Annotated in this window: 11 protein-coding genes; 6 read left to right on the top strand and 5 right to left on the bottom strand. The window is 74.2% G+C overall.

Going from position 1 to position 13140, the window contains the following annotated elements:
• Positions 1–10 precede the first annotated feature (10 nt).
• Together cofD and cofC are read left to right on the top strand one after the other, a co-directional pair.
• The gene (gene cofD / locus ABD774_RS06910) at positions 11–934 is read left to right on the top strand and encodes a 2-phospho-L-lactate transferase (RefSeq protein ID WP_345039169.1); all 924 of its coding nucleotides are present in this window, start codon (positions 11–13) and stop codon (positions 932–934) included.
• On the top strand, positions 934–1620 hold the full coding sequence (gene cofC / locus ABD774_RS06905) for a 2-phospho-L-lactate guanylyltransferase (RefSeq protein WP_345039317.1): 687 nt from the start codon (positions 934–936) through the stop codon (positions 1618–1620). Before cofD ends, cofC begins: the two co-directional genes overlap by 1 nt.
• 37 nt (positions 1621–1657) lie before the next feature.
• On the opposite strand, the gene ABD774_RS06900 is transcribed toward cofC, so the two are convergent.
• On the bottom strand, positions 1658–2266 hold the full coding sequence (locus tag ABD774_RS06900) for a nitroreductase family protein (protein ID WP_345039166.1): 609 nt from the start codon (positions 2264–2266) through the stop codon (positions 1658–1660).
• Between the two features lie 190 nt (positions 2267–2456).
• Here ABD774_RS06900 and ABD774_RS06895 point away from each other — a divergent pair, with 190 nt between their 5' ends.
• On the top strand, positions 2457–3593 hold the full coding sequence (locus ABD774_RS06895; protein WP_486327282.1) for a Glu/Leu/Phe/Val family dehydrogenase: 1137 nt from the start codon (positions 2457–2459) through the stop codon (positions 3591–3593).
• Positions 3594–3649: 56 nt separating this feature from the next.
• On the opposite strand, the gene ABD774_RS06890 is transcribed toward ABD774_RS06895, so the two are convergent.
• The 3 genes from ABD774_RS06890 to ABD774_RS06880 all read right to left on the bottom strand — a co-directional run bounded on the left by ABD774_RS06890 (position 3650) and on the right by ABD774_RS06880 (position 8286).
• Positions 3650–5218 carry a glutamate synthase-related protein gene (locus ABD774_RS06890; protein ID WP_345039162.1) on the bottom strand — a complete coding sequence of 523 codons (1569 nt, stop codon included), beginning with the start codon at positions 5216–5218 and terminating at the stop codon, positions 3650–3652.
• A gap of 166 nt (positions 5219–5384) precedes the next feature.
• The gene (locus tag ABD774_RS06885; RefSeq protein WP_345039160.1) at positions 5385–6188 is read right to left on the bottom strand and encodes a PspA/IM30 family protein; all 804 of its coding nucleotides are present in this window, start codon (positions 6186–6188) and stop codon (positions 5385–5387) included.
• A 100-nt stretch (positions 6189–6288) separates the two neighbouring features.
• Positions 6289–8286 carry a TPM domain-containing protein gene (locus ABD774_RS06880; RefSeq protein WP_345039157.1) on the bottom strand — a complete coding sequence of 666 codons (1998 nt, stop codon included), beginning with the start codon at positions 8284–8286 and terminating at the stop codon, positions 6289–6291.
• A 171-nt stretch (positions 8287–8457) separates the two neighbouring features.
• Between ABD774_RS06880 and ABD774_RS06875 the strand changes: the two genes are divergently transcribed.
• Positions 8458–9162 carry a type 1 glutamine amidotransferase gene (locus ABD774_RS06875; protein WP_345039155.1) on the top strand — a complete coding sequence of 235 codons (705 nt, stop codon included), beginning with the start codon at positions 8458–8460 and terminating at the stop codon, positions 9160–9162.
• A gap of 51 nt (positions 9163–9213) precedes the next feature.
• Here ABD774_RS06875 and ABD774_RS06870 read toward each other — a convergent pair whose 3' ends face one another.
• Positions 9214–10437, bottom strand: coding sequence for an ROK family transcriptional regulator (locus tag ABD774_RS06870; protein ID WP_345039153.1), 1224 nt, complete (start codon positions 10435–10437; stop codon positions 9214–9216).
• Positions 10438–10529: 92 nt separating this feature from the next.
• Here ABD774_RS06870 and ABD774_RS06865 point away from each other — a divergent pair, with 92 nt between their 5' ends.
• Both ABD774_RS06865 and ABD774_RS06860 read left to right on the top strand, forming a co-directional pair.
• Entirely contained in the window at positions 10530–12050 is a 1521-nt protein-coding gene (locus ABD774_RS06865) for a sugar ABC transporter ATP-binding protein (RefSeq protein WP_345039152.1), read from the top strand.
• Entirely contained in the window at positions 12047–13117 is a 1071-nt protein-coding gene (locus tag ABD774_RS06860; RefSeq protein ID WP_345039150.1) for an ABC transporter permease, read from the top strand. The genes ABD774_RS06865 and ABD774_RS06860 overlap by 4 nt, the downstream gene beginning before the upstream one ends.
• Positions 13118–13140: the final 23 nt, after the last annotated feature.

Genomic DNA, 13140 nt, shown 5'->3' with positions numbered 1-13140 from the left:
GGCTTGGCCGGTGCGAGACGTCCGGAACGTGACCCTGCTCGCCGGCGGGGTGGGTGGCGCGAAGCTCGCGCAGGGCCTGGACCGCGCCGCCGCGGGCCTCACCGTGGTGGTCAACACCGGGGACGACGCCGTCGTCTACGGCCTGTCGATCAGCCCCGACCTCGACACGGTCATGTACACCCTCGCCGGGATCGCCGACCCGCAGCAGGGCTGGGGCATCGCCGGGGACACCTACGCCACCCTCGAGGCGATGGCGCGGCTCGGCCAGGACACCTGGTTCCGCCTCGGCGACCGCGACATCGCCACCCATGTGCTGCGCACCGCCCGCCTGCGCGCCGGCGTGCCCCTCTCGTTGGCGACGGCGGAGCTGGCCTCGGCCCTGGGCGTGCGGGCCCGGCTGCTCCCCATGACCGACGACGCCGTCGCCACCCGCGTCGACACGCCCGCCGGCCGCCTCGAGTTCCAGGAGTACTTCGTGGCGCGGCGCCACGCGGACGAGGTGCTCGGCGTGGTCCTGGACGGCGTCGAGCGGGCCATCCCGGCGCCCGGGGTCCTCGAGGCGCTCGACGCCGACGTCGTCGTGATCGGGCCGTCCAACCCGTTCGTGAGCATCGGGCCGGTGCTCGCGGTGCCGGGGGTGCGTGAGGCGCTCGCGGTGTCCGGTGCCCGCCGCGTGGCGGTCAGCCCGATCGTGGGCGGTCGCGCCCTCAAGGGCCCGGCCGCGGCGATGCTCGCCGCCATGGGGCACGAGGTCTCCGCGCTCGGGGTGGCCCGGCTCTACGCGGGCCTGGTCGACGTGTACGTGATCGACGAGAGCGACCGCGGGCTCGCGGCCGCGATCGAGGAGCTCGGCATGACCGTGATGGTGACCGGCACGGTCATGGGCGGGCCCGAGGACCGCGAGCGGCTCGCCCGCGAGATCCTCGCCACGTGATGACGCCGGCGCAGGGCGGGGCCCGGGCCGCGGCGCCCGCCCGGGGGCAGGGGCACGGACCCGTGATCGCCGTCGTCCCCCTGCGCGGCGGCGCGGCCGGCAAGACGAGGCTCTCCGCGGAGCTGGACCCGCAGGAGCGGTCCCGGCTGGTGGCCGTCCTGGCCCGCCACGTGCTCGGCGCGCTGCTCGCCGGGCGCGTCTCGCGGGTGCTCGTGGTGACCGCGGACCCGGGCTTCGCCGCGGAGGTGGTCGGGCCCGACGGACGCGTCGAGGTGGTCGCGCAGCCCGTCGACCGGCCTGGGCTCAACGAGGCGGTGGCCGTGGGCCAGGAGCGGGCGCTGGCCGCCGGCGCCGCGCGGGTGCTGGTCGTGCACGCGGACCTGCCCCTTCTCGCGGCTGACGACGTCCGGGCGCTGCTGGCGCCGGCGGCGCCGGTCGTGATCGCCCCGGACCGGCTCGGCACCGGCACGAACGCCCTCGTGCTCGCCGGCACCGTCAGTGGTTTCCGGTTCCGGTTCGGCCCGGGCAGCCGCGAGGCGCACGAGCGCGAGGCTCGGCGGCTCGGGGTGGTGCCGGGGGTGGTGCTCCGGCCCGGCACGGCGACGGACCTGGACACCGTGGCCGACTGGGCGGAGCTGCCCGACGCGGTGCGGGCGGGCCTGCGCACCGCCGTCGGCGGCGGCTGAACGCGGTCTCCGCGCCACGGCCGCCCGACCAGGCCGGTCAGGACGTCCAGCGACCCCGGTGGACGACGTCCTCCAGCGGGCGGCGCGGCCGCCGGACCGCCGACCCGCCGGGCCGCTCGTCCGGCGCCGGGTGGCCCACGGTGAGGGCGCCGACCGGGGCGTGGTCCTCCGGGACCCCGAACGCCGCGCGAAGGGGCGCGACCCGGCCGGGCGGGACGCCGAAGAAGCAGGCGCCGAGCCCCTCGTCGACGGCGGTCTGGAGGATGAGCAGCGCGGCCATCCCCGCGTCGACGTGCCAGTACGGCACGCCCCACCCGGCGTCGTCGGCGCGCGCCTTGTCCGCCTCGCCGTAGCGACGGCGGTACGCGGCCTCGGAGGAGAACGGCACGATCACCACCGGTGCCGTGCGCATGCCGCGCAGCCAGCGGTCCGGCCGGGCCGCGCGGGCCGGCGGGGTGGCCGCCTCCCAGAACCGGGCGACGTCCTCGGGCCGGTCGAGCACCAGGAACCCCCAGCCCTGCGAGAAGCCGGCGCTCGGTGCGCGGACCGCGTTGCGAACCAGCCGGTCCACCGACCGGGGCGCGACCGGCTCGGGGGAGTAACGGCGCACCATCCGCCGTCGACGCACCACGTCCTGGAAATCCATGGGGCGATCATCGCGCACCGCCGGACGGGGACAGCGCCGGTGGACCGGAGCCACGTGACCGATGAACCGGAGAGCGGGCCGGTCCGGTTCGTCCGGACTACCCTTGTCTCGTAGGTGACCGGGCCCACACCCCTCGGCCCGGCGCCGGCTCATCCACGAGATGACGAAGGAGTCGATCACCGTGACCACCCTGTCGCGCCCCGATGCGCACACCCGCACCGCCCCCGTCGCCACGTTCCGCGCCCCGGGTCCCTTCGACCCCGCGCACGGCCACGAGCAGGTCGTCTACTGCAACGACGCCGCCTCCGGCCTCCGCGCCATCATCGCCGTCCACAGCACCGCGCTCGGGCTGGCGCTCGGCGGCACCCGGTACTACCCGTACGAGTCGGAGGACGACGCGCTCGCGGACGCCCTGCGCCTGTCGAAGGGCATGACCTACAAGAACGCCCTCGCCGGGCTCGACCTCGGCGGCGGCAAGGCCGTCATCATCGGCGACCCGACCCGGGAGAAGTCCGAGGCGCTCCTGCGGGCCTACGGCCGCTTCGTCGAGTCTCTCGGCGGGCGCTACGTCACCGCGTGCGACGTCGGGACCTACGTGGCGGACATGGACGTCATCCACCGGGAGACCGACTTCGTCGTGGGCCGCAGCGAGCCGCACGGCGGTGCGGGGGACCCGTCGGTCCTGACGGCGTTCGGCGTCTTCACCGCCATGCGCGCCTGCTCCGACCACGTCTGGGGCACCGTCTCCCTGCGCGGGCGGACCGTCGGCGTGGCCGGCGTGGGCAAGGTCGGCCACCTCCTCGTCGGGCACCTGCTCGAGGCGGGCGCGAACGTCGTGGTGACGGACGTCAGCGACGCCGCGGTCGACCGCCTGCGCCGCTCCCACCCCCAGGTCGACGTCGTCGCCGGCACCGACGCCCTCGTGCGGGCCGACCTCGACGTCTACGCCCCCTGCGCGCTCGGCGGCGCCCTCGACGCGGCGACCGTGGAGGCCCTGCGCGCCCGGGTGGTGTGCGGCTCGGCGAACAACCAGCTGGCCGACGACGGCGAGGGCGGCATCCCCGAGCGCCTCCTCGAGCGTGGGATCACCTACGCGCCGGACTACCTGGTCAACTCCGGCGGCGTGATCCAGGTCTCGGACGAGCTCGAGGGGTTCGTCTTCGAGCGGGCGAAGCACCGCGTGGAGAAGCTGTTCGACGCCACCGTGGCCGTCCTCCGGCGGGCCGAGGAGCAGGGCATCAGCCCGGCGCGCGCGGCGGACCACCTGGCCGAGGAGCGCATCACGACGATCGGCTCGTCCCGGATGTACCTGCCCGGGCGGCGCTGAGCACGGCGGGCTCGCCCGCGGCGGTCCGCCGTCGGGCGAGCCCGGCGACGGCTCGCTCACCCCTGGGTCGTGTCCGACTCCGGTGCCGTGCCGCCCCGGGGCGCCTCGGCGGTCATCAGCGCGGTCAGCTCGGCCTGCTGCTCGGCCGACGGCGTGCCCCAGCCCGGCCGGTAGCCGACCACGTCGCGCAGCGGCCGCCCCTCCTGGTTGCCGGAGAGGATCTCCACGTCGTCGACGTCGATGAGCCCGGGGTGCAGCACGCCGCAGGACTCGGCCACCTTCAGCAGGTCCCGCCGCAGCGTGCGGATGTACCCGGCGAGCCGGACGGACTTCACCGCCGGGTCCAGCCCGTGCGCCAGCCAGGCGTTCTGCGTCGCCACCCCCACGGGACAGGTGTCGGTGTGGCACTTCTGCGCCTGGATGCAGCCGATGGCGAACATGGCCTCGCGGGCGACGCCGAGGAGGTTGCACCCGAGGGCGAGGGCGACGATGGCGTTGTCCGCCAGGCCGAGCTTGCCGGAGCCGGTGAAGACGATGCGGTCCGTCAGCCCGGCGTCGGCGAAGATGCTGTAGACCCGCGGGAACCCCACACGGAAGGGCAGGGCGACCGAGTCGCTGAAGGTCAGCGGGGCGGCGCCCGTGCCACCCTCGCCGCCGTCGACGGTGATGAAGTCGACGCCGCGCTGGCCGTCCGCCATGGCGGCGGCGAGGCCGTGCCAGAAGTCGAGGTCGCCGACGGCGGACTTGATCCCGACCGGCAGCCCGGTGGCGTCGGCGAGGAGCTCGACCCAGTCGAGCATGCTGTCGACGTCGCTGAACTCGGCGTGGCGGGACGGGCTGATGCAGTCCTGACCCGGCCGGACCCCGCGGATCTCGGCGATCTCGGCGGACACCTTGGCCGCCGGCAGCACCCCGCCGAGGCCCGGCTTGGCGCCCTGGCTGAGCTTGATCTCCAGCGCGCGCACGGGCGCCGAGGCGACGAGGTCCTTCAGCCGCTCGAGGTCGAACGCGCCGTCGAGGTCGCGGCACCCGAAGTAGGCCGTGCCGATCTGGAAGATCAGGTCGCCGCCGTGGCGGTGGTGCGGCACGAGCCCGCCCTCGCCGGTGTTGTGCAGGGCCCCGGTCAGCGCGCAGCCCTCGTTGATCGCCCGGACGGCGTTGGAGGAGAGGGAGCCGAAGCTCATCGCCGAGACGTTGACGACCGACTCCGGCCGGAACGCCTTGGCCCGGCCCCGCGCGGCTCCCATCACCTTCGCGCACGGCAGGGTGATCTCCTCACCCGCGCGCGGGTGGGAGGGCGGGGCGACGGCGGAGAACGTGCGGTGCTTGATGATCGGGTAGCCGTCGGTGCGCTCGATGTCGTTGTCGGTGCCGAAGCCGAAGTAGTTGTTCTCGCCCTTGGCGGAGGCGTAGATCCACCGGCGCTGGTCGCGGGTGAAGGGCCGCTCCTCGTCGTTGCCGGCGACGACGTACTGACGAAGCTCGGGCCCGATCGCCTCGATGGCGTACCGGGCGTGGCCGATGACCGGGAAGTTCCGCAGCAGGCTGCGCCGGCGCTGGAGCAGGTCGTGCGCGGCCACGCCCGCCAGGCCGGCGGCGGGGAGGAGCGCCTTTGTCCACCTCATGGGGTGAGTGTGCCGCCGCGGGGATGGACCCGCCATCGCGGGCGCTGACCCGCGCAGCCCACAGACGCACCAGGCCCCCACCCAGCGGGTGAGGGCCTGGTGCGGCGCTGCGCGCGCAGCCGGGGCCGGCGTCAGGGGGCAGCCGGGGCCGCGGCCGGAGCCTGCGTCAGTAGGTGGTGCGGTCCTCCTCGGGCGCCGGGACGGCCGAGCCCTCGTCGGTGGCGTTCGCGGCGTTGATCTGCGGGGCCGCGGAGGTGCCGCCGCTCTTGAGGGCGGCGAGGCGGGCCTCGACCTCGGCGTTGCGGCCGTAGTCCTCGAGCTCGGCGAACTGAGACTCCAGCGTGGAGCCCTGGATCTCGGCGTGGCCGGCCACGCGGGCCTCCTCGCGGCGGACCTGCTCCTCGTAGCGGGCGATCTCGCTGGTCGGGTCCATGATGTTGATGGAGGAGATGGCGCCCTGCACCGTGGCCTGGGCCTCGGCCGTCTTGGCCCGGGCGACGAGCTGGTCCCGCTTGCCCTTGAGCTCGTCGAGCTTGACGCGCATCTGGGTGAGGCCGGTCTTGAGCTTCTCGACGACCTCGTTCTGCGAGTCGATCATCGGCTCGGCGGCCTTGGCCTCGTTCTCGGCGGTGATCTGCTTGCCGATGGCGATCTTGGCGAGGTTGTCGAAGCGGGCAGCCTCGGTGGCGTCGCCGGCGGCGCGCAGCTCCTCCGCCTTGCTCGACGCCGCCAGCGCCTTCTGGCCCCAGTCGCGGGCGTCGGCGAGGTCGGCGGCGTGGTCCTGCTCGGCCAGCCGCAGGTTGCCGATGGTCACGGCGACCGCGTCCTCGGCCTCGGCGATGGAGGAGGTGTAGTCACGCACCAGCTGGTCGAGCATCTTCTGCGGGTCCTCGGCACGGTCGAGGATCGCGTTGATGTTCGCACGTGTCAGCTGGGCGATGCGGCCAAGGATGCTCTGCTTCTCTGCCATGGTGATGCCCTTCTGTGGTTGGGGTCTCGTTCACGTCGTGGGTCTGGGGATCGGACGGGTCAGCTGTGCCCGGGCGAGGTATCCGGCGTCGGGGCGGCCGTCAGAAGCGACCACCGCCGCCGCCGAAGCCGCCGCCGCCGAAGCCTCCGCCACCCCCGCCGAAGCCGCCGCCGCCGAAGCCGCCTCCGCCGCCCCAGCCGCCCCCGTGGCCGCCGCCGCCCAGGAGGATGCCGCCCAGGATCAGGGAGCCCACGTCGATGCCGCCGCGGCGTCCGCCGCCGAACCCGCCACCGCCACCCCACGGGTCGTAACGGTCGGCGTCGCGCTCGGCGAGACGCTGGGCGTCGGCGGCCATCTGCTCGGCCTGGGCCACCAGCTGCATGGCCGCGACCGGGTCGGCGGTGGAGAGCCGGTTCGCCTCGGAGGCGAGGCGGGTGGCCTCCGAGAGCCGGGTGCGGGCCTCGGTGCCGACCGTGCCGCGCCGCGTCGAGATGTAGTCCGACACGGCCCGGATCTGGGAGTTGAGCCGGCCGAGCCGGTCCTGCAGCTGGGCGGACGCCCGACGGCGGACCTCGTCCGCGTCGCGCGCGGGGGCGAGGACGGCGTCGATCGCCGTCTCGGCCGAGTGCAGACGCTGGAGGGCGGCCAGCGGGTCACCGCCGGTGCGCGCCTGGTGGCCCTGGGCGATGGCGGCCTCGGCCTCCTTGCGGCGCGCGATGACGGCCGGGTCGTTCGGCGCCAGGCGGTTGGCGTCCTGGACGTCGCGGGTGATGGAGGCGAGGGCGGTGTCGAGCCGGTTGCCGGCCTCGGCCAGCGCCTGCCCAGCGCCGTGCACGGCCTTGAGCAGGGTGCTCGCCTGGGCGACGGCCTCCTCCGCGACCCGGGCGTGGGTCACGGCCGTCTGACGGTCCCCGGCCTCGACCTTGGCGCGGCCGGTCGCCACGGACTCGTGCGCGGAGACCAGCAGGGCCTTGGCCTGGTCCGGGTTCCTCGACACCGATGCCAGCGCCGCGGCGGGGTACTGGTTGGCGAGCCGCGCGAGCTGGGCGCGGGCGCCCTCGATCTCGCGCTCGACCTCCGTGGCGCGCTGGTCGAGCTCGGAGAGGACCTGCGGGGCACGCGCCTGCATGTCCCGGAGCCGGACGAAGTGCTGCGCCTGGGCGGAGAGCGTCTCGTCGATCTCCGAGGTCAGCTGCAGGATCTCGGCGTACATCTGCCGCTGCTGGGGCTCGGTCTCGGGGATCTCGTCGTCGAGCTGCTGGCGCAGCGCGAACGCGCGCTGGGCCTTCTGCTTCGCCTGGGTCAGCGCCGCGGTGAACTGGTCGGTGGCCTGGAGCCCGAACTGGGCCTTGGCGAACCCGAGCTCCTCCTCGGAGCTGCGGATGGCGTCGTCGGCGCCCAGCAGGGCGGTGCCCGCGCGCTTCGCGAGCTCCGGCGTGGGCAGGGTGAGCGGGTGGCCCGGCGGCAGCTGCTGACGTGCCTGGCGGGGCTCGCCCGCCACCCCCTTCTTCCGGCGGGCGACGAGGAACAGGCCGATCCCGCCGATGACGAGCAGGCCGACGAGCGCGACGGTGAGGAAGCTGCCCAGGCCGCCCCCGCCCTCCGCCCCGGACAGTCCGCCCTCGGCGGCGTCACCGACGCCCTGCGCGAAGCCGACGGCTGCGCCGGTCCAGTCGTCCGCGCCGAGCGCCGGTTCGACGTTCTCGCTCATGACCTGCCGGATCTCGGCCTCGCTCACGGCGGACTCGGAGTGGAGCGCGTAGACGTAGGCCCGGTCGCCGACCGCGACCGAGAGCAGCACGTTGTTCGGCCCGAGGCTGGACTGCTCGGCGGTGTCCACGGACCACTGGGTGGCGTTCATGCCCTCGAAGTTGTCGACGAAGGCGACGAAGACCATCTGGCCGGTGCTGCTCTCGACCTCGTCGAACGCGGCCTGGATCTCGGCCTCGTCGCTGTCGCTCAGGACCTCCGCGGTGTCGGTCACCTGGTCGGCGAGGTTCGTCGGCGGCTCCGCGGCGGCCGGTCCCGCGACGGCGACGGCGGGCACCGCGACCAGGACGGCGGCAGCCAGGGATCTCACGAGCGCGACGGGTCTCACACCGTGATCCTGTCGGCCTCGCCGCGGTCGCGCAACGAATATGGCGCGCTTTCGCCCAGGGAGGAGAACAGGAACCTCGCGCCGGGTGAACCGTTGCGGTCCGGTGACAGCTCGCGCCGCGCTCCGCTGCGCCCCGGCGCAGCGATCCGGCGGTGCTCGTACGGTGGTGGCGTGGAGCTCGTGGTCCTGACCGTGGTCCAGCCGGACGCGACGGTCCCGCTCGACCGGTTCGGCACCTGGCTGGGCGGAACCTCGCTGCGGTGGGTCCGCCCGTGGGCCGGCGACCCCGTGCCCGAGGTCCCCGACGTGGGCTCGGGCCTGCTGGTGCTCGGCGGGCGGACCAACGCCTACGACGACGACGGCACGCCCTTCCTCCCCGCCCTCCGGCGCCTGCTGGCTGACGCCGTCGCGCACGAGCTGCCGGTCCTCGGCATCTGCCTGGGCCACCAGCTGCTGGCCGCCGCGACCGGCGGGCGCGTGGAGGTCGGCGCGGCGCCCGGGCCGGAGCGAGGCGTCGTGCCGATCTCCTGGCACCCCGAGGCCGTGGACGACCCGGTGCTCGGACCGGCCGCCGCCCACGGCCCCGCACTGGTGCCCTCGATGCACGCGGACGCGGTCGTCGACCTCCCGCCCGGTGCCACGGCGCTGGCGCGCTCCGCGCGGTACCCGGTGCAGGCGATGCGGCTCGGCTCCGCGCTCGGGGTGCAGTTCCACCCGGAGGCGTCGCCGGACCTGCTCGGTGCCTGGGCGTCGGGCAGGCCGGGGGTCGACGCCGAGGCGCTCACGACGGCCGCGCGCAGGCACGACCAGGAGGTCGCCCGGGCGGGCCGCGCCGTCGCCGAGGGGTTCGTCGGCCAGCTGCGCCGGGCGCGCTGACGGGTCTCGCGAGGGCGGACCCCCGGGCTCCGTCGGCGGGGCGACCGCGCGTCAGTCGGCGGTGGCGCCGGTGATGGCGTTGACGCCGTCGGCGGAGAGCACGTGCTGCGTGACGAGAGCCGACGCGCCGAGAACGCCCGCGCGGCCCTCCGTCCGGGAGCTGACGATCCGCAGGTGCTGCGTGGCCAGCGGCAGGGAGCGGCTGTAGACCGACTCGCGGATGCCGGCGAGCAGGTGCTCCCCGACGGCGGCGACGACACCGCCGATGACGATGACGGAGGGGTTCAGCATGTTGACGACCCCGGCGAGCACGGCGCCGATGTCCCGCCCGGCCTGGCGCACCGCCTGGACGGCGCCGCGGTCCCCGGAACGCACCAGCTCGACGAGCTGGGCGTTCGTGTCGATCTCGTAGCCGCGCTCGCGCAGCCGCGCGGCGACCGCCGGGCCGGAGGCGACCGCCTCCAGGCAGCCGACGTTCCCGCAGGTGCACAGGGTGGTGTTGCCGTCGGGCACCGCGATGTGGCCGAGGTCCCCGGCGGCGCCCTGCGCCCCGCGCTGCAGCTGCCCGTCGCTGATGATCCCGGCGCCGATGCCCGAGGCGATCTTGACGAGGATCATGTCCTCGACGTCCGGGTAGACGGCCTCGTGCTCACCGAGGGCCATGATGTTGACGTCGTTGTCGACGAGGACGGGCCCCGGGAACGCCTCGCGCAGGTTCCCCGGGACGTCGAAGCGGTCCCAGCCCGGCATGACGGGCGGACTGGTCGGCCGGCCCGTGTCGTGCTCGACCGGGCCCGGCAGCCCGATGCCGACGCCCGCGAGGTCCGAGAGCGGCTTGCCCACCTTCTCGACGAGCCGGCGCCCGACCTCGGTGACCGCACCGAGGACGGCGACCGGGCCGTCGGCGATGGACTGGTCGAACGTCTCCTCGGCCAGGACATTGCTGGCCAGGTCGGTCACGGCGACGCGTGCATGACTGACCCCCAGGTCCACCGCGACGACGTAGCGGGCACCGGGGTTGAACGCGAAGGTCGCCGGCGGCCGGCCGCCGGTCGAGGCCGCCTCGCCGGTGGGCGTGACAAGAGCGGAGGCCAGCAGGTCGTCCACGCGGGCGGAGATGGTCGACCGGGCCAGCCCGGTGACTGCCGCGAGCTCCGCGCGGGTGCGGGGACTGCCGTCCCGCAGCAGCTGGAAGAGGCTGCCGGCGCTGCTGGGCGGGGCGGGCTGCGTCCACTTCCTCGTGGTCCCGCCTTCCACTGTCTGGAGGAGTGCCATACCCGAAGTTAACCACTTATCCAGGCGCTCATCCGCGCCTGCAGCGACATCTTTTGCTTGACGCGCGACGAAAGTCTCCCTACGTTGTGCGCATGGTCACAGCAGACCCCGCACCGTCGTTGCTGCAGATGCGCGGCATCGTCAAGCACTTCCCCGGAGCCAAGGCGCTCGACGGCGTCGACCTGGACATCCGGGCAGGTGAGGTCCACTGCCTCCTCGGGCAGAACGGCGCCGGCAAGTCGACACTCATCAAGACCCTGGCCGGGGCCCACCGCCCCGACCGGGGAGAGATCCTCTGGCAGGGCGAGCCGGTGAGCATCGACTCGCCCCAGGCCGCGCTCGAGCTCGGCGTCGCCACGATGTACCAGGAGCTCGACGTGGTCGACGGGCTCAGCGTCGCCGAGAACATCTACCTCGGCCACGAGCTCGCCAACGGCGGCTTCCTCAGGCGGGGGGAGGCGCACGAGCGCGCCCGCGAGCTGCTCCGCCGGCTCGGCCACCCGGAGATCTCCCCCTCCCGAGAGGTGGGGCGGCTCTCGGCGGCGGGCAAGCAGATCGTCTCCATGGCCCGGGCGCTCTCCCGGGACGCCAAGGTCATCGTCATGGACGAGCCGTCCGCGGTGCTCGACCCCGAGGAGGTCGCCAACCTCTTCCGGGTCGTCCGCTCGCTGAGCGCCGAGGGCGTCGCCATCATCTACATCTCCCACCGCCTCGAGGAGATCCGCCAGATCGGGGACCGGATCACCGTCCTCAAGGACGGCCGGACGGTCGCCACCGGCCTCGCCGTCGCGGACACGCCGACGGCGAAGCTCATCCCGCTCATGACCGGCCGGGACGTCGAGATGAACTTCGGTGGTGCAGGCAGCGGCGCCACCTCCGGCGAGCCCGTCCTCGAGGTCGACGGGCTCGCCCTGGCCGGGGTGTTCTCGGACGTCTCCTTCACCGTCCGGCCGGGGGAGATCCTCGGGCTCGCGGGGCTCGTCGGCGCCGGCCGCTCGGAGATCCTCGAGACCCTCTACGGTGCCCGGCACGCCACCGCGGGGACGGTGAAGGTCAACGGCAGGCCCCTTCGCCGCGGTTCGGTGCCGGCCGCCGTGGACGCCGGCGTCGGCCTTGCCCCTGAGGAACGCAAGAGCCAGGGGCTGCTTCTCGACGAACCCGTCTTCCGCAACATCACACTCTCCACCTTCGGGCGCTTCGCCCGCGGCGGCTTCCTCGACGAGCGGGCCGAGAGGGCCGCCGCCGAGGAGCAGATCGGAGCGCTCCAGCTCGCGCCGGCGGACCCCCGCCGCGTCATCCGTACCCTCTCGGGCGGCAACCAGCAGAAGGCGATGCTGGCCCGCTGGCTCGTCCACGGCTGCACCGTGCTGCTGCTCGACGAGCCCACGCGCGGCGTCGACGTCGGCGCCCGCGCCGAGATCTACACGCTCATCCGCCGGCTCGCCGCCGAGGGAGCCGCGATCGTCGTCGTCTCCAGCGAGATCGAGGAGGTGCTCGGCCTGGCCGACCACGTCCTCGTGATCGCCGACGGCGCGGTCGTCCACTCCGGTCCGGCGGACCAGATCGACGAGCACCGCGTGCTCGACCTTGTCATGGAAGGAACCCACGCATGAGCGAGAACCAGCCGGCCACCGTGCCGGCCGGCAGCATCCCCGGGGGGACGGGGCTGCCGCCGACCAACCGGGACGTCAGCGCGTCCGTGGCGCGCGGCAGGCGCGCACCGAGGTTCCAGCTCGGCCTCGGCCACAGCCTGGGCCTGATCATCGCGCTCGTCCTGCTCGTCGTCATCGGCGTCGTCACCTCGGGCGAGCGGTTCGTCGGCCTGAGCAACATCATGGTGATCCTCGAGCAGACCGCGGTCATCGGTGTCATCAGCATCGGCGTCACCTTCGTCATCACCGCCGGGGGGATCGACCTCTCGGTGGGGTCCGTGATGGGTCTCGCGACGGTGTGGGCGTCGACGCTGGCGACCCAGACGATGGCCCAGGACGTCCACTGGATCGTCATGGTGTTCACCGCCCTCGCGGTCGGTGCCGGGGCGGGGCTGATCAACGGGCTGATCGTCGCCTACGGCAGGGTCGTCCCCTTCATCGCCACCCTGGCCATGCTCGTCGCGGCCCGCGGCCTCGCGGAGATCATCTCCGAACGCCGCACGCAGATCGTCTCCGTCGAGGGCTACCTCGACTTCTTCCGGGCCGACGTCCTCGGCGTGCCCGTCATCGTGTGGATCTTCGTGATCGTCGCCGTCGCCGGGTGGGTGCTGCTCGCCCGCACCACCTTCGGCCGGCGCACCATCGCCGTCGGCGGCAACCCCGAGGCCGCCCGCCTCGCCGGCATCAAGGTGCAGCGCCACACGATGTGGGTGTTCACCCTGGCCGGGCTCACCGCCGGCATCGGCGCCCTGATGATGCTCGCCCGCACCACCGCCGGCAGCTCGACCCACGGCTACCTGTACGAGCTGGACGCGATCGCCGCCGTCGTCGTCGGCGGCACCCTGCTCATCGGCGGCCGCGGCACGATCTTCGGCACCGTGCTCGGCGTGCTGGTCTTCGCCGTCCTGACGAACATCTTCATCCAGAACAACCTCTCCATCTCGGCGCAGGCCCTCGCCAAGGGCGCGATCATCGTCCTCGCCGTCCTGCTCCAGCAGCGCTTCGCCGCGCGCGCCAGATCGAGCTGACGCCGGTCGCGAGGCCCGCGGAC

The organism is Georgenia daeguensis, from assembly GCF_039537705.1.
Classification (GTDB): domain Bacteria; phylum Actinomycetota; class Actinomycetes; order Actinomycetales; family Actinomycetaceae; genus Georgenia; species Georgenia daeguensis.
This window is presented reverse-complemented; position numbering and strand designations above follow the sequence as displayed.

Bases quoted from the DNA above. Each gene is read 5' to 3' on its own strand.
- ABD774_RS06890 (WP_345039162.1), bottom strand. From the start codon at position 5,218: ATGAGGTGGACAAAGGCGCTCCTCCCCGCCGCCGGCCTGGCGGGCGTG.
- cofC (WP_345039317.1), top strand. From the start codon at position 934: ATGACGCCGGCGCAGGGCGGGGCCCGGGCCGCGGCGCCCGCCCGGGGG.
- ABD774_RS06900 (WP_345039166.1), bottom strand. From the start codon at position 2,266: ATGGATTTCCAGGACGTGGTGCGTCGACGGCGGATGGTGCGCCGTTAC.
- ABD774_RS06865 (WP_345039152.1), top strand. From the start codon at position 10,530: ATGGTCACAGCAGACCCCGCACCGTCGTTGCTGCAGATGCGCGGCATC.
- ABD774_RS06870 (WP_345039153.1), bottom strand. From the start codon at position 10,437: ATGGCACTCCTCCAGACAGTGGAAGGCGGGACCACGAGGAAGTGGACG.
- ABD774_RS06860 (WP_345039150.1), top strand. From the start codon at position 12,047: ATGAGCGAGAACCAGCCGGCCACCGTGCCGGCCGGCAGCATCCCCGGG.
- ABD774_RS06885 (WP_345039160.1), bottom strand. From the start codon at position 6,188: ATGGCAGAGAAGCAGAGCATCCTTGGCCGCATCGCCCAGCTGACACGT.